Consider the following 18,270-nt stretch of genomic DNA (forward strand, 5'->3'; position numbering starts at 1 on the left):
CACGCATAACTGATACGGTGCCTGGCCACCATGTCTGCCCCGCCTGATGCCACTCCCGCAGTCCAGCGCAAGATCATCCATTGCGACTGCGACTGTTTCTACGCCTCGGTCGAGATGCGCGACGACCCCTCGCTGCGCGGCCGCCCGATGGCCGTGGGCGGCTCGCCCGACCGGCGCGGGGTGATTGCCACCTGCAACTATGAAGCGCGCGCCTTTGGCGTGCGTTCGGCGATGCCGTCGGCGCAGGCGCTCAAGCGTTGCCCGGACCTGCTGATCGTGCGCCCGGCGATGGACAAGTACCGCGAGGTCTCGCGCCGGATCTTCGCGATCTATCGCGAATACACCACGCTGGTCGAACCGCTGTCGCTGGACGAAGCCTACCTGGACGTGAGCCTTTGCACCCGCCACGCCGGCAGCGCCACCCGCATCGCCGAGGAAATCCGCCAGCGTGTGCGCGATGAAGTGGGCGTGACGGTATCGGCCGGGGTGGGGCCGAGCAAGTTCGTGGCCAAGATCGCCAGCGACTGGAACAAGCCCGACGGGCTGTTCGTGGTCAAGCCGGCGGCGGTCGATGGCTTTGTCGCCGCGCTGCCGGTGGAACGCATCCACGGCGTAGGCAAGGTCACCGCGGCCAAGCTGCGGCGCCTGGGTGCCGGGACCTGCGGCGACCTGCGGCCGTGGTCGCCGGACCGGCTGCACCGCGAGTTCGGCGTCTTCGGGGCGCGGCTCTACAAGCTGTGCCGCGGGGTCGACGAGCGCGAGGTCACGCCCGAGCGCGAGCGCAAGTCGATCAGCGTGGAAGAGACCTATGCCGACGACCTGCCCGACCTGCAGGCCTGCATGGCCGAGCTGGAACCGCTCATCGCCATGCTGGAAGCCCGCATTGAGCGGGCTCAGGCACACGACACCATCGACAAGCTGACCGTGAAGCTGCGCTTCTCTGACTTCCGCCAGACCACGGTGGAATGCCGCGGCCACGCGCCGGACCGCACCGTCTACGCGCGCCTGCTGGCCGAGGGCCATGCGCGCCGGGGCTTGCCAGTGCGGCTGCTGGGGGTGGGGGTAGGGACCAGCGACCGGGATACGTCGCAGCTGGAACTGTTCGACTGAGCGCAGGATTATTCGAGCGAATAATCAACGCACCTTAAATAATGGTGTATTGATAAATCGCATCAATAGCCAAGCTATTGCAGGTCGTTGCGCATCACCAGCAGCCACGGCATATGCGAATTGGTGACGCCGTCGAGCCGGCCCGAATCGCCCAGCTCGATCTCCTCCATCGACACCGACTGCTGGACATTGCCGCCGATGGCACGCACCACGCGCGTGGCCGGATCCACGCCGACCACGATGTCGCAGTGCATAGGGGTGGTGCCGAAGCCGATTTCGGCGATGTCCTCCAGATAGCGGTCGCGTCCGCGCCCGGCGCAGATGATGTCGCCGGGCCGGGGCATGGCGGGGACGGGCTCGATATGGAAGGCTGGCCTGGGCAGGATGCCGTCGCGGGCATCGACCACGTACATCGAGTGCGACTGCCCGGTCAGGAACTGGCGCTCGTCCAGCCCCGCCTTGCGCAGCACCCATGAGATAAACACCGCCGACCAGGCCCAGGATCCCTGCGTCACCTGCCGGCAGCCGGGCGCTTCGCCGACGATGCCCCAGTAGCGGCGCGCCAGCGAGCAGCCCAGGGGCGTGGCTTCCATGCCGGTGCCGTCCGGAAAGGACAGGCAGCTGGCGGCCGGTGGCGGATTGCCGTTGGTCTTGGATTCGGTATCGGTGGTGGCGGCAGCGGGTGCCCCGGCCTCCGCGGGGGACGGTGGCTGGGCCTCCGGGATCTCTGGCAGTGGCGCAGGCAGTTCCGGTGCGGGCACCGGGCTGTAGGTGACGCAGGAGGTGTCGTCCCGGCCCAGCCGCACCACCTGCCCGCCCCAGCGGGCCCATTCCTGCGTGGCGATCTCGACGATGCGTTCGCGCGGCGTGGCGCCCGGGCGCGTCACCGGCCTTTCGGTGTCGGGCAGCGCGCGCGCCTGCGGCCGCACCGGCTCGCTGACGGTGGTGCAGGCACTCAGCAGTGCCAGCGCCACGGCAACACAGGCCGCGCGCATGGTGCCTGCAGCCTGTGGAGAAAGCTGTGGAACCGGCTGTGGAAAGCGCTGTGCATAACGCTGTGGAGATCTGCGGCGCGGCGGACGGGCAAGCATGGAGGCCCCATGTGGCACGGCACCCGGTCCGGCCTGTCACGGCCACGGCTGGACGCCTGTTGGAAGACTTCGCGCGCGATCGCTCCGGCGACGGATTCAGCGATGCGGCGGATACTGCAGAAAATCAGCTTACCGCTGTGGATAACGTCCCCCGCCTGGCGCTCGCCAGCGCCCTCGGGCACCGGGCGGCGGCATGGCGGGGTCTGACAATTCGGGCCCTGCAGTGCAGCCCGTCAGGCTCACTGGTTGACAGCGTCCTTGAACTTCTGGCCAGCCTTGAACTTCACGGTCTTGGCTGCTTCGACCTTGATTTCTTCGCCGGTACGCGGGTTGCGCGCCATGCGCTCGCCACGCTCGCCCTTGCTGAACGTGCCAAAGCCGATGAGGCTCAGCGTTTCGCCCTTGGCCACGGCGTCCATGATGGCCGACAGGGTCACGTTCAGTGCCTGTTCCGCCTTGGACTTGGTCAGACCGTCCACCCCGGCTGCGATAGCGTCGATCAGTTCGGTTTTCGTCATGCTTCACTCCGTATCGAGTTGATAAAACACAGGCGTCCGCATGCCGGGCGGCCTGACTGGCACCGCTCCGGCAAAGACACCGCGGGCCACATGATACCGTGTCGGACAAGGCGCACCGGGAACAGATTGTTACCTGGCAGTTTCCGCGAGGCCGCGCCAGGCTGGGCTTCGCGGCAAATCGACGCAGCTGGGTACAGCCATCGCAAGCCGCGGAAGGTGACGAAAGCGTCCTAAGCTGACAGGCAGGGGCCCCCAGGTCGCGCAGGCGAGATAGCGGGCGGGCCGCGTACCTAGCCTCTCACCCATCCCTCGCCAGAGGCCCTCAGAGGCCCTCTGCCCACGCGCAGGCGCATTGGACAGGGCTGGAGAGCTACTGACGGCCAGAAACGCTTGCAGGCGCTCTGGCAGCCTCGGAGGCGCAGACTGCACTATGTTGCATGTTGTCGGATCATTGGGCTGGCGGCGAACCCAGCCGCTATTCGGCGCATGCATGGCACCTTGCCGGGGCGGTTTACGAACCGGCTCCAGATCCTGCGGGCGGCGTATACGTGAAAGTCGGTGTGGTTGGGCGTATACGCCCGAGGTATACGCCGAATCTTCAAATCCAAAACCACAAAGCTTCGCGCTATCGCGACGTTTACAGTCCCGGCCATTTGGATGATGCCTTGGGGGCATTCTTTTGCTGACGCCGTTGGTTCGTTCTTTCGGTTTACCTTCTTCTTTCATGTATACAAATAGTAGTAGTAAGTAAACACCCGCCCCCGCTGTGGAAAACCACGTAAACGTCTTTCGGTTCAACGGTTTACGTAAACGAGAAGTGGTCGTATCCAATGTTGGTCGAGGTGGATGACTCAACCATCCGGAGGAGGCCAGTGCCGCAAGCCCTCCGACTTATGCCTGAGGCATCCCCATGCCAGCCCCAGGCAGCCCACATCCAATCCGCGTGCTTGTCCACAGTTCGAGGCGGGGTTATCCACACGCGGGGACGTAAACGGGCGTCGCGGCTGAGGCGGAAATGGGGTGCCGTATACGTGTCAATCGCAACCAGGGCGTATACGGTGAGGTCGCCGGAAAGGGGTGTTACGTATACGTGTCACGGTTGCACCGGTATCATCCCCGATCGCGCCGGAACGGCCGGCACAGCGGGCCACTCAGGCAAACAGGCGACGAGCACGGAAAGGCAAATGGCGGACAAGGCAAAGCGCAAGGCAGCGGACGAGGGCAAGAAGAAGACGGCGAGCGACCGGATCGAGGTGCGCCAGTCAGGCGTGCACGGCAAGGGCGTCTATGCGATCGGCCAGATCGCCGAAGGCGAACGCGTGATCGAGTACAAGGGCGAGCACATTTCGTGGAAGAAGGCGCTGGAGCGCCATCCGCACGATCCCAGCGATCCCAACCACACTTTCTACTTCAGCCTGGACGACGGCAGCGTCATCGACGCCAAGTACGGCGGTAACCGCGCGCGCTGGATCAACCACGCCTGCGAACCCAACTGCGAAGCGCGCGAGAAAAAGGGCCGCGTCTTCATCCACGCGCTGCGCGACATTGCCGAGGGCGAGGAGTTGTTCTACGACTACGGCCTGGTCATCGACGCGCGCTATACCGCCAAGCTGAAGAAGGAGTTCGAGTGCCGCTGCGGCAGCCCGCAATGCCGCGGCACCATGCTGGCACCGAAAGAAAAGAAGAAGAAGGCCAAGTAAGGCGCGCGTCCCAACCCGCGCCTCCGCCAGCGCAGCGGCGGGTTCAGGCCACCGATCCTGGCGGTTCGCAGGGGATCCGGATCACGAAGCGCATGGTCGGCCGCCGTTCGGGCGCGCCGTCCGCGGCCGGGGTATCGCCGGCCGCACCTGGAACCGGCGGCACGTCCTCGATGCGGATGGTGCCCTGGTGCAGCGTCACGATCTCATGGACGATGGCCAGCCCCAGCCCGGCGCCGCCGCTATGGGCCGCCCGCCCGCCGCCCGGCTCAGGGGCGCGGTCGCCGCGGAAGAAGCGCTTGAAGACTTCCTCGCGCCGCTGCGGCGGGATGCCGGGGCCGTTGTCTTCCACCATCACCACCGCCATGCCGCGGTGACCCATGGCCTCGCCGCCGGCGCGCACCGTGATGCGCCCGCCCGCGGGCACGTACTTCACCGCGTTGTCGATCAGGTTGGACAGGGCCTCGCGCATCAGCAGCCGGTTGCCGCGCACCACCGCGGGCGCGCTGCCGGTGAAGGTGGGGCCGGGCAGGATCTCGAAGCCCAGGTCGATGCGTTGCGCCAGCGCCTGCGGCACCCACTCGGCGCCGATCTCGAAGGCCAGCTCGGCCAGGTCGAAGTGTTCCACCGGCCCGAGACGCTCCAGCGACAGCCCCGGCTCGGCGCGCGCCAGCGACAGCAACTGGTTGGACAGCCGCACCGCGCGGTCGGCGGCGGTCTGCACCTCGCGCAGCGCATGCCGGGCAACTTCCAGCGAATCGGCTTCCTGGGCCCGGTCGGCATGCAGCTTGACCGCGGTCAGCGGGGTGCGCAGCTGGTGCGCGGCATCGGCAATGAACTTGCGTTGCGCGTCGAGCGCGTCGCGCAGCCGCGCCAGCAGTGCATTGAGGCCGCGGATCAGCGGCGCCACCTCGGCCGGCACCTGGGTCTCGTCGAGCGCGGCGAGTGAGCGGGCAGTCTGCCGGTTGAGCTTGTCGGCCAGGATCTGCAGCGGCACCAGCTCTTCCTTGAGCACGTGCGACAGGATCAGGCTGCCGACCAGCAGCAGCAGGATCAGCGGCACCGACACCGACAGCAGGATCTCGTTGGCGGCGGTCTCGCGCCGGTCCAGCAGCTCCGCCACCTCCACCACGATCGGCCCGCGCGCGGGTTTGCCGGCCTCGCTGGTGCCGAGTTCGTCCACCGCGGCGCTGGGCAGCATCACCGGCAGCCGCACCGCGCGCACCTGGCGTCCGCTGAACCAGGCGTAGAACAGGCGCGCATCGTGCAGCGTGGTCTGGCCGGTGCCGTAGCCCAGCCAGGTGTCCATGCCGCCGATCAGCCCGTCGGGGCCATGGATGCGCCAGTAGATGCGGTCGGTGCCCTCGGCCTCGACCAGCGTCTGCGCGATCATCGGGATGTCGTGCTCCAGGCGCGGGCCGGCAATGCGGATCTGCTGGGCGATGTTGTTGGCCACGCCATACAGCGCGCGGTCGAATACCTGCGTGGTGTAGTGCGCCGCCAGCCAGTACGACAGCGAGCCGCTGGTCAGCACCAGTGCAAACAGCGGCGTGGCCAGAGCGCGCAGCAGGTGCGCGCGCAGGCTGATGTTGGAGCCGGGGCGGGACGCCTGGCGCGTCGCCGCGGGGGTGTCGCCGGCGGCGGAGGCCGGGGGCACGTTCCGCGTTGCGATGCGGGAGGCCGTGCGCCAGGAAACCCGGGAGGAGGTGCGGGAGCGAGGCCACATTGCCGGCTAGGCCGAAGGGCAGGGCCGCGTGTCGGATGACCGTGGCGGCCGGAGCGGTTTCATTGTCCGGCGCGGATCTGCAGCAGGTAGCCGAAGCCGCGCACGGTGACGATCTCGACATCGCTGTCCTCGAGCTTCTTGCGCACGCGGTGCACATAGACCTCGATCGCGGTGTCGCCCACGGTGTCGCCGCCTTCGCCGGCGGGGTGGGCAAAGGTGGCCAGGTGGTCCTGCAGCTGCGCCTTGCTGACCACGCGGCCCTGGCGCTGCAGCAGCAGTTCCAGCACCGCGAACTCGCGCGGCGACAGCTCCAGCGGGCGGGCGTCGATAAACATGCGGCGGTCGTTGCCCGACAGCCGCAGGCGCCCCAGGCGCACGTCGCGCTCGGGGGCGGCCTCGCCGTGCTGGCTGCGGCGCAGCAGCACGCGCACGCGCGCTTCCAGCTCGGGCAGGGCGAACGGTTTGATCAGGTAGTCGTCGGCGCCGGCGTTCAGGCCCGAGAGCTTGTCTTCCAGCTCGTCGCGCGCGGTCAGGATGATGACCGGGGTGGTGCGGTTGCGGGCGCGGTAGCGCGCCAGCAGGGTCATGCCGTCGATGCCGGGCAGGCCCAGGTCGAGGATGACCAGGTCGTGCTGCTCGCGCAGCAGGTGTTCGGTGGCATAGACGCCGTCGTGGACGACGCGCATCTGGTGGCCAGCGCGGGACAGGCCGGCTTCGACGCCGCTGGCAATCTGGCGGTCGTCCTCGATCAGCAGGATACGCATGGCGGCAGCTCGGGCAGGAAGTTGGGCATGGCTGGAGGGAAGGCCTCTTGGCGCACACGGGAGGTGCGGGCCTGCCGCAGATTGTACTAGGCGCGGGCCTCCGCTTCCTTACGGATTGCCTACAGCGGCCCGATCCGGCGCTGCCGCCGCGCCCGCGCTTAGTCGGTCACCGCGTCGGCGGCGCGCTCGATGAAGTGGGCCAGGTCGATATCGCGCTGGGTCAGGCCGTTGGCATCGTGCGTGGACAGCGTGATGTCGACCCGGTTGTAGACGTTGAACCATTCCGGGTGGTGGTCGGCCTTCTCGGCCTGGATCGCCACGCGGGTCATGAAGCCGAAGGCGGCATTGAAGTCATGGAAGGTGAAGCGCTTGAAGATCGCGTCGCGGTCCGGGACGGTGGTCCAGCCGGGCAGGTCTGCCAGCAGCGTGGCACGGGCTTGCGGGGAAAGCGGAGTCATAGGGGGCTCGATCTGGTCGTAACGAAAACGAAGGCCGCAAATCAATGCGGACAGCCGGCCCGCCCGCGCCGTGGCGGCGGGCATGCCGGCATTGTTTCACAAAGCGGGAAGCGGGGCAGGGCGCCCCGGGTTTGCCGGCAAGGGGCCGGATCAGATGTCTTCGGTATCGGCCCAGCCTTCGCGGGTGCCGACATTGAGCACCTGGTCGCCCGGGGCCACGTCGCCCGCGCCCAGCGTCGGCTGCGCGCGCAGTTCTTCGTACAGCGGCGCAAAGTCCGGCCGGGTGGCGTCGAACAGCTGTTCGAAGCTGTCGATCACGAAGTAGGTCTTCTGGAAGGTGTCGATGCGGTAGCGCGTGCGCATGATGCGGCGCACATCGAAGCCGATCCGGTTGGGGCTGGCCGAATCCAGGCTGTAGATCGACTCGCCCTGGCTCGACAGGATGCCCGCTCCGTAGATGCGCAGGCCCTGCGCGGTGCGGATCAGACCGAATTCAACCGTGTACCAGTACAGCCGCGACAGCATGTCCAGCGCGCCCAGCCCGTTCGCCTTCAGGCCGCCCTTGCCGTAGGCCTCCATATAGTCGGCAAAGACCGGGTTGATCAGCAGCGGCACATGGCCGAACACGTCGTGGAAGCAGTCCGGCTCCTGCAGGTAGTCCAGCTGCTCGGGCTTGCGCATCCACCAGCTGGCCGGGAAGCGGCGGTTGGCCAGGTGCTCGAAGAACACCTGGTCCGGCACCAGGCCGGGCACGGCCACGACCTGCCAGCCGGTGGCGCGCATCAGGGTTTCATTGAGCTGGTCGAAATCGGGGACGCGGTCCTTGTCCATGCCCAGCGTGGCCAGGCCCTGCAGGAATTCATCGCTGACACGGCCCTGCAGCATCGCGGCCTGGCGCTCGTACAGCTTGCGCCAGATGGCGTGGTCGGTGCTGGTGTAGCGGTGCACTGGCTGGGCGATGGTGAAGTCCGGGCGCAGTTCCTGGCCGGACAGCAGGCCGGCGTCGAACTGTTCCTTGAGCTTGTCGGTCAGGGTGCCCTGGAAGGCGCCGGGGGCTTCGGTGGCCGTGGCGATGGACATAGGTGCGCGTCTCCTTGTAATGCGTGCTTGCTGCATCGGTGGCAGCATCAATGCGGATTTACTGCGTAGTTTAGACATCCAGGCGCGCAGAAAGGCCGCAAAATCCGCTTTTATTGGTGTTGTGACGCATATAATGTGCATTATTCAACTGAAGAATGCGGGATTTGTGTATGACTGCCTCCGGCGTCTCCCTGGACCCCTTCGACCTCGCGCTGCTGGCCGTCCTGCAGGCCGACGGCCGCACCACCCACCAGCAGCTGGCCGAACGCGTGCACCTGTCGCCCAGCCAGGTCGGGCGCCGGCTGGCGCGGCTGGAAGCCGACGGCGTCATCACCGGCTACCGCGTCAACCTGTCATCGCAGGCGCTGGGCCTGGGGGTGATGGTCTTTATCAGCGTCAAGCTGGCCCACCATGCCGACACCATCATCGAACGCTTCCGCGAAGAGATCCTGCTGCTGGAAGAGGTGCAGGAGTGCTATTCGGTGGCCGGCGAGGCTGACTACCTGATCCGCGTGGTCGTGCCCGACCTGCCCACGCTGGCCGAATTCACCATGAAGCGGCTGATGCGGGTGCCGGGCGTGGAAAGCGTGCGTTCGAACATCGTGCTGACCGCGATCAAGTGCGACGGCCCGCTGCCGCTGTCGCACCTGCGCTGAATCTTTTCCTGCGGCGCGTTGCAGGTTTGCGTGCCGGTCTTGCGCTCCTGTGGCGTGCGTGTCACCCTCGCCGGGTGCCGCAAACGTGGCGGGAACGGAGGATGGCAGGATGAAGGGAATCGTCGCCCGAGCCGATCGGGGTCTTGGCAGGATGCCAATGCAATTGCATGCGCGGCGCGCAGTCCTGGCCCTGGTGGCCACGCTTGGAATCCTGGCAGCGGGCGGCGCGCAGGCCGCGCAGGTGACGCGCTTCTCCCCTGAAGGCACGGTCGGGCAGGTGCGGCAGGTGGCGATCCGCTTTGACGAGGCCATGGTGCCGATGGGCGACGTCCAGGCCACCGCGCCCGCGGCGGTTTCCTGCACCGGTGCCGGCACCGGCGGGCAGGCCCGCTGGATCGATGCGAAGAACTGGGTCTATGACTTTGCCAGCGACCTGCCGCCGGGAGTGCGCTGCACCGTGCGCATGCGCACCGGCCTGCGCAGCGTGGCCGGCACCGCCTATGCCGGCAAGCCGGAGTACCGTTTCGAGACCGGCGGCCCGACGGTCGTGTCCAGCCGGCCTGCGGGCGGCGAGATCGAGGAAGACCAGGTCTTTGCGCTGCGCTTCAATGGCGCCGCCACCGCGGCCTCGGTGCGCGAGCACGCCTGGTGCCAGGCGCAGGGGCTGGGCGAGCGCATCCCGGTGCGCTTGCTCGCCGGCAAGGAGCGCGATGCCGTGCTCGACGCCATCCACTGGGAACGCATCGCCAAGCAGGCGCCCGATGCCGTGCACCTGCTTGCCTGTCAGCAGCGGCTGCCGGCCGCGGCGCGGGTGCAACTGGTGCTGGGCGCGGGCATTGCCACGCCCTCCGGCGTGGCCACGCGCGACGAGCGCCGCTTTGACTACACCGTGCGCGAACCCTTCACCGCCAGCTTCAGCTGCGAGCGTGAACACGCGCAGTCGCCGTGCACGCCGCTGCGGCCGATGTCGGTCAGCTTCTCCTCGCCGGTGCCGCGCAAGCTGGCCGAGAGCGTGGTGCTGAAGACGCCGTCCGGCCCGCGCGCGCCGCAGTTCGATCCCGACCTGGCGCCGGACGCCAGCGTCAGCGCGCTGACCTTTGCCGCGCCGTTCGCGGAGAAGGCCCAGTTCACCATCGAAGTGCCGCGCAACCTGAAGGACGACAGCGGCCGCACGCTGGCCAATGCCGACCTGTTCCCGCTCAAGGTGGCCACGGCATCGATGCCGCCGCTGGCCAAGTTTGCCGCGGCGCCGTTTGGCGTGGTGGAACGCTTCGGCGAGCTGCCGCGCGGCAAGGCGCCGGCCGACTACCCGCCGCTGCTGCCGGTGACGCTGCGTAACGTCGAGGCTGACCTCGCCGTGCGCGGCGTGCAGGCCAGGGCCGGCACCGTGATGAAGCTGCGCGTGGACGACGACACTGCCGTGATGCAGTGGTTTGGCCTGGTGCGCCGCATGCATGAGGCCAGCTATACCCGGGCCGAGCTCGACGCCGTGCTGGCGGGCCGCTCCCCGTATCGAGTCAACAACCCGCGCAATGCCGTGTCGATCGAGACGCGCTCGGTGTCCCTGCTCGAGCGCGCCCCCGGCGTGCAGAAGCTGGCCGTGCCCAAGCCTTCGGGCGATGCGCCGCGGCCGTTCGAGGTGGTGGGCATCCCGCTGCCGGAACCGGGCTTCCATGTGGTGGAGATCGCCTCGCCGATGCTGGGCGAGTCGCTGCTGGGCAAGCGTGCGCCGATGTACGTGCGCACCGCGGCGCTGGTCACCAACCTGGGCGTGCATTTCAAGCTCGGCCGCAGCGCCGGCAATGAAGACGATGGCAGCCGCAGCGGGCTGGCCTGGGTCACCGCACTGGACGACGGCAAGCCGGTTGCCGATGCCGCCGTGGCGGTGCGCGACTGCAGCGGCCGCCTGCTGGGCGAAGGGCGTACCGATGCCAGCGGCGTGGTGCGCTTTGCCAGGCTGGCTGCCGCGCCCGAGGGCGCCTGCGAGCAGAACGGGCTGTCGGGCTATTTCGTCTCGGCCCGCATCGGCGTCGGCCACCCGCAGGCACGCGGCAAGGCCGACATGGCCTTCGTGATGTCGGACTGGAACCGCGGCATCGAGAGCTGGCGCTTCAATGTGCCGACCGACACCGGCACCGCACCCACGGTGCGCGCCCACACCATCTTCGACCGCACGCTGCTGCGCGCCGGCGAGACCGTGTCGATGAAGCACGTGATCCGCGCCGAGACCGCGCAGGGCTTTGCCCTGCCGCCGGCCAGCCGACCGCTCCCCACGCGCGTGGTGATCCGCCATGAAGGCAGTGGCCAGACCTACGAGCTGCCGCTGCAATGGCGCCAGACCGCGACCGGCGGGCGCAGCGCGGAAAGCAGCTTCCAGGTGCCGGCGGCGGCCAAGCTGGGGGTCTACAGCGTCGAGCTGGAAACGCAGAAGGGCGAAGGCGCGCAGGACAATGGCGGTGCGCGCGGCTACACCAGTGGCAGTTTCCGGGTCGAGGCATTCCGCTTGCCGGTGCTGGCCGGCACGCTACAGGTGGCAGGCAAGGCGGGGCCCATGGTGGCGCCTGCCGAACTGCCGGTCGGCGTGGAGATCCACTACCTCTCCGGCGGCGGTGCGGCCGGGCTGCCCGTGCGCGTGTCCGCGCTGCTGCGCGACAAGTACGTCAGCTTCCCCGGCTATGACGAGTTCTCGTTCAACCCGCCGCGCGCGCAGCGCGAAAGCGCCAGCGGCGACGAGGAGATGGATGAGGACGAGCAGGGCGATGCCAGTGCCGACAGCCAGAAGCTGGTTGCCGACAAGCTGCCGGTGACGCTCGACAAGAACGGCAACGGCACCGTCACGCTGCGCAAGCTGCCCAAGATTGAAGCCCCGCGCGACCTGCTGCTCGAAGCCGGCTTTGCCGACCCCAACGGCGAGATCCAGACGCTGCGCCAGACCGTGCCGGTGTGGCCGGCGGCGGTGGTGGCCGGCATCCGCACCGATGGCTGGGTCTCGGTCAAGCAGAAGCTGGCCGTGCACGGCGTGGTGCTGGACGTCAACGGCAAGCCGGTGGCGGATGCGCCGGTCAAGATCAACGCGCGGGCACGCATCACCACCTCGGCGCGCAAGCGCGTGGTGGGCGGCTTCTACCGCTATGACAACCGCTCCGAAACGCGCGACCTCGGCACCGTGTGCGAGACCCGCACCGATGCGCAGGGCCGTGCGCGCTGCGACGTGGCGCTGGAGCAGGCCGGCCAGATCGAACTGGTGGCGAGCGCGCGCGACAAGGACGGGCGCACCGCGCAGGCGGCCTCGACGGTCTGGGTCACGCGCCAGGGCGAGCTCTGGTTCGGCGGCGAGAACCATGACCGCATCGACCTGCTGCCGGAGAAGAAGTCCTACGCGCCGGGCGACACCGCCGTGTTCCAGGTGCGCATGCCGTTCCGCCATGCCACCGCGCTGGTGGCGGTGGAGCGCGAGGGCATCTACCAGACCCAGGTGGTGGAACTGCATGGCAGCGATCCCACCGTGCGCGTGCAGGTGAAGCCGGAGTGGGGGCCCAACGTCTACGTGTCGGTGCTGGCCTTGCGCGGGCGCCTGCATGAGGTGCCCTGGTATTCGTTCTTCACCTGGGGCTGGCGCCAGCCGGGCGAGTGGTGGCGCGCGTTCCGCAGCGAGGGCCGCGAATACGCCGCGCCGACCGCGCTGGTGGACCTGTCCAAGCCGGCCTTCCGGCTGGGGCTCGCCGAGATCCGCGTCGGCAATGCGGGCCACCGGCTCGACGTTACCGTGACGCCGGACAAGGCCAGCTATCCGGTGCGCGGCAAGGCGCGCGTGGCGATCCAGGTGAAGCTGCCAGAAGGCAAGCCCGCCGCCAACGGCGAAGTGGCGCTGGCCGCGGTGGACCAGGCCTTGCTGGAACTGATGCCCAACACCAGCTGGGATCTGCTCGATGCGATGCTGCAGCGGCGCGGCTACGGCGTGGAAACGTCGACCGCGCAGATGGAGATCATCGGGCGCCGCCACTACGGGCGCAAGGCGGTGCCGGCGGGCGGCGGCGGCGGCAAGAGTCCCACGCGCGAGCTGTTCGACACGCTGCTGGTATGGAACCCGCGCGTGCAGCTCGACGCCGAGGGCCGCGCCAGCATCGAGGTGCCGCTCAACGATTCGTTGACCAGCTTCCGCATCGTCGCGGTGGCGGACCTCGGCCTCGGCCGCTTCGGCACGGGCAGCGCCACCATCGCCGCCACGCAGGACCTGCAGGTGATTTCCGGCCTGCCGCTGCTGGTGCGCGAGGACGACCGCTACCGAGCCATGTTCACGCTGCGCAATACCACCAGGCGCGCAATGACGGTGCAGGCCAGCGCGCGCGGCACGCTGCTCGGCAATGAGGCCAGCCTGCCGGCGCAGACCGTGCAGATCCCTGCCGGCGAAGCGCGCGAGATCGGCTGGGACGTGACCGCGCCAGCGTTGCTGGCGTACTCACGCAGCGGCACCGTGATGTGGGAAGTGCAGGCGAGCGAGCAGGGCACGGGGGGCGCGGCCGACCGCATCAAGGTGTCGCAGCAGATCGTGCCGGCGGTGCCGGTGACAGTGCAGCAGGCCACGCTGGCGCAGGTGTCGCCGTCGCTGTCGGTGCCGCTCAAGGCACCGCCGGGCGCGCTGGCGGATCCTGCGGGCAAGGTGCGCGGCGGGCTGCAGGTGAACTTCCAGTCGTCGCTGGCGGGCGGCATGCCGGGCGTGCGCGAGTGGTTCCGCAACTACCCGTTCACCTGCCTGGAGCAGCGCGCATCGAAGGCCATCGGCCTGAACGACACCGCCGCGTGGGACGCGCTGATGACGCAGCTGCCGTCCTACCTCGATGCCAACGGGCTGGCCTCGTACTTCCCGCTGAACGCCGACGGCGACTTCGGCAGCGAAGTGCTGACCGCCTACCTGCTGGCGGTCACCGACGAGGCCGCGCGCGCCGGGCTGGCGCTGCGCATCCCCGACGCGCAGCGCACGCAGATGGAGCGCGGGCTGACCGACTTCGTCGAAGGCCGCATCCGCCGCGACAGCTGGGCCCCGGTGGCCGGCACGCAGTACCTGGACGCGCGCAAGCTGGCCGCGCTAGAGGCGCTGTCGCGCACCGGCCATGCTCAGGCGCGCATGCTGGGCTCGATCCAGATCCTGCCGGCGCAATGGCCGACCTCGGCGCTGCTGGACTGGACCCTGCTGCTCACGCGCATGCAGGACATCCCGCAGCGCGAGCAACGCCTGGCCGAGGCGCAGCAGCTGCTGCGCTCGCGCCTGACGGTGCAGGGCACGCGCCTGGCGTTCTCCACCGAGCGCAACGACAACTGGTGGTGGATGATGGCCGGCGGCGACACCAATGCCGCGCGCCTGCTGGCGCTGGCGTCGGAACTGCCGGGCTGGAAGGAAGAAGCGCCGCAACTGGCCACCGGGCTGCTGGGCCGGCAGGTGCATGGTGCCTGGGGCACCACCACTGCCAACGCGTGGGGCATGCTGGCGGTGACGCGCTTCTCGCAGGCGTTCGAGAAGACACCGGTGGCGGGCACCACGCGGGCGAGCGTGAGCAATGCGGCCGACGCCTCGCGCAGTTTCGACTGGGCGCGCGCGCAGCGCACCGACGGCGTGGCCCAGGGCAGCCTCGACCTGCCGTGGCCGACCGGCGCCGACGGCGGCACGCTGCAGGTGGAGCACGCCGGCGCCGGCCATCCGTGGGCCACGGTGCGGGCGCTGGCGGCGGTGCCGGTGACCGCGCCGCTGGCCGCGGGCTACCGCATCAGGCGCACCGTGACGCCGCAGGAGCAGGCGGTGCAGGGCAAGTGGTCGCGCGGCGATGTGTACCGCGTCAAGCTGGAGATCGATGCGCAGGCCGACATGACCTGGGTGGTGGTCAGCGATCCGGTGCCTGCCGGCGCCACCATCCTCGGCAGCGGCCTGGGCCGTGACTCCACGATCGCCACGCGCGGCGAGCGGCGCAAGGGCGCGGCCTGGCCGGCCTACACCGAGCGCACGCCGCAGGCCTACCGCGAGTACTTCGGCTACCTGCCCAAGGGCACGGTATCGGTCGAATACACGGTGCGGCTGAACAACGCCGGCGACTTCGCGCTGCCGCCCACGCGCGTGGAAGCGCTGTACGCGCCCGACGTGTTCGGTGTGGCGCCCAATGCGCGGCTGGCGGTGGGGGCGCGCCCATGAGCTGGCTGGCAATGATGATGCCGGCACGCGTGCGCGAGTGGTGGCTCGCGGGCACGCTGGCCGGCATCATCTACGGCGCGCTGCTGGTGCAGGTGGCGATCGAGCTGCCTGAAGGCGCGCCGCTGACCGGGCATATCGCCATGCAGCCCGCGTGGAAGACCGCGATGGCGCTGCTGCTGGCACGCGCCGCGTGGTTCCACCGGCCGCTGGTTGAGCGCCGCTGGCTGGTCACTGCGCTGCTGTTCTCGGCCCTGGGCGACCTCCTGCTGGCGCTGCCGACGCTGACGTTTTCGTTCATGGGCGGGCTTGGCGCCTTTTTGCTCGCGCACCTGGCCTACCTGCGCGTGCTGGTGCCGCTGGCGGGCGACACGCGTCCGCACCGGCTGATTGCGTGCGGCGCCATGCTGGGCGTGGCGGGCACCATGCTGGGCCGCTTCTGGCCCAATATGGGCCCGCTGACGGTGCCGGTGGCGGTATACGTGGGCGTGCTTGCGGCGATGGCCTGCAGCGCGCTGGTGGCGCGCCTGCCCACGCCGCTGGCGGCGCTGGGGGCGCTGTGCTTTGCCGCATCGGACATGATGATCGGCATCGCGCGCTTCCTGGTGCCGTTCGAATCTTTCCAGCTTGGCATCTGGTGGACCTACGCCGCGGCCCAGGTGCTGCTGGTGGCGGGCATCGTGGCGGGACGCGAGCAGGCATGAAGCAGCGCTGTATTCGCATGGTGCTGGCGACGGCGTTGATCTGGTCCGCGCCGGCCATGGCGCTGCCGTCCTTCGAGCAAGTCCGTACCGACTGGCGCAGTGCCGACGTGGTGGTGCTGGACCGCCACGGCGATACCGTGGGCCGCGTGCGCGACGACTTCCGCGCGCGCCGCGGCGACTGGGTCGCGCTGGCCGATACCTCGCCCGCGCTGCGCACTGCCATCGTGCTGTCGGAGGACCGGCGCTTCTATGCCCACAGCGGGGTCGACTGGCAGGGCGTGGCGGCCGCGGCCTGGGCCAACCTGTGGAACACACGCACGCGCGGCGCCTCGACGCTGACCATGCAGCTGGCGGGCCTGCTCGATGAGGACCTGCGCCGGCCGGGCGCGCCGCGGCAGGGCCGCAGCTTGACGCAGAAGCTGGGGCAGGCCGCCGGTGCGGCGGCGCTGGAGCGCAGCTGGAGCAAGGACCAGATCCTGGAGGGCTACCTGAACCTGGTGCCGTTCCGCGGCGAGCTGGTGGGCCTGTCTGCGATGTCGCAGGTGCTGTTCGGCAAGTACCCCGAAGGGCTCAACGCGAGGGAATCGGCCCTGGCGGTGGCGCTGGTGCGCGCGCCCAATGCCAAGGCCGCCCAGGTGGCAAGCCGCGCCTGCGGCATCCTGCGCGAGATGCGCCTGCCGCGCGAGTGCGAAGGCCTGGAAGGCTTTGCGCAACTGGCGCTGCTGCGCACCGGGCCGGTCGCACAGCGCGCCGCGGCCGCCACGCCATCGGCGGCGTTGCCGCAGCTGGCACCGCACCTGGCACCGCACCTGGCACGGCGCCTGGTCGGCGAAGCGCGCTCGCAACTGGCCGCGGGCGTACCCATGCCTGCGCGCATCGCGTCCACGCTCGATGCCCGCCTGCAGCGCGAGGCTGCCACCAGCCTGGACCGGCACCTGCGCGAACTGGCCGGGCGCAATGTCGAGGACGGCGCGGTGGTGGTGATCGACAATGCCAGCGGCGACGTGCTGGCCTATGTGGGCTCGTCGGGCACGCTGTCAGGCGCCGCGCAGGTGGACCACGCGGCGGCGCTGCGGCAGGCGGGCTCGACGCTCAAGCCCTTCCTGTACGAGCAGGCGCTGGAAGAGAAGCGGCTGACCGCGGCTTCGCTGCTGGACGACCGGCCGGTGAACCTGCCGGTCGGCGGCGGGCTCTACGTGCCGCAGAACTACGACCACCGCTATGCCGGCTGGGTCAGCCTGCGCGCGGCGCTGGCCGCGTCGCTGAACGTGCCCGCAGTGCGCACGCTGGTGATGGTGACCCCGCACCGCTTCCACAAGCGGCTGGTGGCGTTGGGGCTGCCGTTGACCGAGGCCGGCGACTACTACGGGTTCAGCCTGGCGCTGGGCAGCGCCGACGTGTCGCTGCTGGCGCTGACCAATGCGTACCGGGCACTGGCCAATGGCGGGCGCTACGCGCCGCCACGGCTGCGGGAAGGGGCGCCGCCAGCCGCATCGATGACAGTGGTGATGCAACCAGGCGCCAGCTACGTGATTGCCGACATCCTGTCGGACCGCCATGCGCGCGCGCGCACCTTCGGCCTGGACAGCCCGCTCACCACGCGCTTCTGGACCGCGGTGAAGACCGGCACCAGCAAGGACATGCGCGACAACTGGTGCATCGGCTGGTCGCAGCACTACACCGTGGGCGTGTGGGTCGGCAATGCCAGCGGCGCCAGCATGCACGAGGTCTCGGGCGTATCGGGCGCAGCGCCGGTCTGGCACGACATCATGGAAGCGCTGCACCGCACGCGCGCCAGCCACGCGCCCGCCATGCCCGACGGCGTGCAGCGCGTGGCGCTGAGCTTCGACGACGGGCTGGAGCCGGCGCGCGATGAAGTCTTTCTGGCCGGCACGGCGATCCGGCGCGTCAGCGTGAGCGCACCCGCCGCGCGCCCGACCGCACCCGTGATCGCCAATCCCGCCGACGGCACCGTGTTTGCGCTGGACCCCGACATGCCGCCCGCGGCGCAGCGGGTCTGGTTCCATGCCGAGGGCGTGGCCGGCCAGACCGCGCGCACGGTCAGCTGGCGCATGGACGGCAAGCCGCTGGGGCGCGGCGGCGAGGTGGCATGGCTGCCGTGGCCGGGGCGGCACCAGGTGGAGTTGCTCGATGCGTCTGGCAAGGTGGTGGACCGCATCGGCATCGAGGTGCGTGGCGCGTCAGTGCGCGCGCCGGTGCCAGCGGCCAAACGCTGAGGCCGCTGGCGCTCTGTGCGCAATAATGGCGCTTCGCAACGTCTTGCCGGA

Annotated in this window: 12 protein-coding genes; 6 read left to right on the top strand and 6 right to left on the bottom strand. The window is 69.4% G+C overall.

Annotated elements, in window-relative coordinates; all coding sequences use genetic code 11:
* Positions 1 to 30: 30 nt before the first annotated feature.
* Positions 31 to 1,110: a DNA polymerase IV gene (dinB, locus tag I6H87_RS07370; protein WP_010811311.1), complete on the top strand. Its 1,080-nt coding sequence runs from the start codon at positions 31 to 33 to the stop codon at positions 1,108 to 1,110.
* 74 nt (positions 1,111 to 1,184) lie between these two features.
* On the opposite strand, the gene I6H87_RS07375 is transcribed toward dinB, so the two are convergent.
* On the bottom strand, positions 1,185 to 2,201 hold the full coding sequence (locus tag I6H87_RS07375) for a DUF2272 domain-containing protein (protein ID WP_011616254.1): 1,017 nt from the start codon (positions 2,199 to 2,201) through the stop codon (positions 1,185 to 1,187).
* Positions 2,202 to 2,440: 239 nt separating this feature from the next.
* Complete coding sequence (locus tag I6H87_RS07380) at positions 2,441 to 2,719, bottom strand: HU family DNA-binding protein (RefSeq protein WP_010811309.1); 279 nt, start codon at positions 2,717 to 2,719, stop codon at positions 2,441 to 2,443.
* A gap of 1,184 nt (positions 2,720 to 3,903) precedes the next feature.
* Here I6H87_RS07380 and I6H87_RS07385 point away from each other — a divergent pair.
* Complete coding sequence (locus I6H87_RS07385; protein ID WP_010811308.1) at positions 3,904 to 4,419, top strand: SET domain-containing protein; 516 nt, start codon at positions 3,904 to 3,906, stop codon at positions 4,417 to 4,419.
* Positions 4,420 to 4,462: 43 nt separating this feature from the next.
* On the opposite strand, the gene I6H87_RS07390 is transcribed toward I6H87_RS07385, so the two are convergent.
* The 4 genes from I6H87_RS07390 to phhA form a co-directional block, all read right to left on the bottom strand.
* The gene (locus tag I6H87_RS07390) at positions 4,463 to 6,073 is read right to left on the bottom strand and encodes a sensor histidine kinase N-terminal domain-containing protein (protein WP_371852271.1); all 1,611 of its coding nucleotides are present in this window, start codon (positions 6,071 to 6,073) and stop codon (positions 4,463 to 4,465) included.
* A gap of 128 nt (positions 6,074 to 6,201) precedes the next feature.
* Positions 6,202 to 6,906, bottom strand: a complete 705-nt coding sequence (locus I6H87_RS07395) for a response regulator transcription factor (protein WP_011616251.1) — start codon at positions 6,904 to 6,906, stop codon at positions 6,202 to 6,204.
* 158 nt (positions 6,907 to 7,064) lie between these two features.
* The gene (locus I6H87_RS07400) at positions 7,065 to 7,364 is read right to left on the bottom strand and encodes a 4a-hydroxytetrahydrobiopterin dehydratase (protein WP_010811305.1); all 300 of its coding nucleotides are present in this window, start codon (positions 7,362 to 7,364) and stop codon (positions 7,065 to 7,067) included.
* A gap of 150 nt (positions 7,365 to 7,514) precedes the next feature.
* Positions 7,515 to 8,444, bottom strand: coding sequence for a phenylalanine 4-monooxygenase (gene phhA, locus I6H87_RS07405; RefSeq protein WP_010811304.1), 930 nt, complete (start codon positions 8,442 to 8,444; stop codon positions 7,515 to 7,517).
* 170 nt (positions 8,445 to 8,614) lie between these two features.
* On the opposite strand from phhA, the gene I6H87_RS07410 reads away from it, so the two are divergent.
* The 4 genes from I6H87_RS07410 (at position 8,615) to pbpC (ending at position 18,219) form a co-directional block, all read left to right on the top strand.
* Positions 8,615 to 9,100, top strand: a complete 486-nt coding sequence (locus I6H87_RS07410; protein WP_010811303.1) for an Lrp/AsnC family transcriptional regulator — start codon at positions 8,615 to 8,617, stop codon at positions 9,098 to 9,100.
* Positions 9,101 to 9,209: 109 nt separating this feature from the next.
* Positions 9,210 to 15,281, top strand: coding sequence for an alpha-2-macroglobulin family protein (locus I6H87_RS07415; RefSeq protein WP_011616249.1), 6,072 nt, complete (start codon positions 9,210 to 9,212; stop codon positions 15,279 to 15,281).
* On the top strand, positions 15,278 to 15,982 hold the full coding sequence (locus I6H87_RS07420) for a lysoplasmalogenase (protein ID WP_011616248.1): 705 nt from the start codon (positions 15,278 to 15,280) through the stop codon (positions 15,980 to 15,982). The genes I6H87_RS07415 and I6H87_RS07420 overlap by 4 nt, the downstream gene beginning before the upstream one ends.
* Positions 15,979 to 18,219: a penicillin-binding protein 1C gene (gene pbpC / locus I6H87_RS07425; protein WP_011616247.1), complete on the top strand. Its 2,241-nt coding sequence runs from the start codon at positions 15,979 to 15,981 to the stop codon at positions 18,217 to 18,219. The genes I6H87_RS07420 and pbpC overlap by 4 nt, the downstream gene beginning before the upstream one ends.
* Positions 18,220 to 18,270 lie beyond the last annotated feature (51 nt).

It is taken from the genome of Cupriavidus necator (assembly GCF_016127575.1).
Lineage (GTDB): Bacteria > Pseudomonadota > Gammaproteobacteria > Burkholderiales > Burkholderiaceae > Cupriavidus > Cupriavidus necator_D.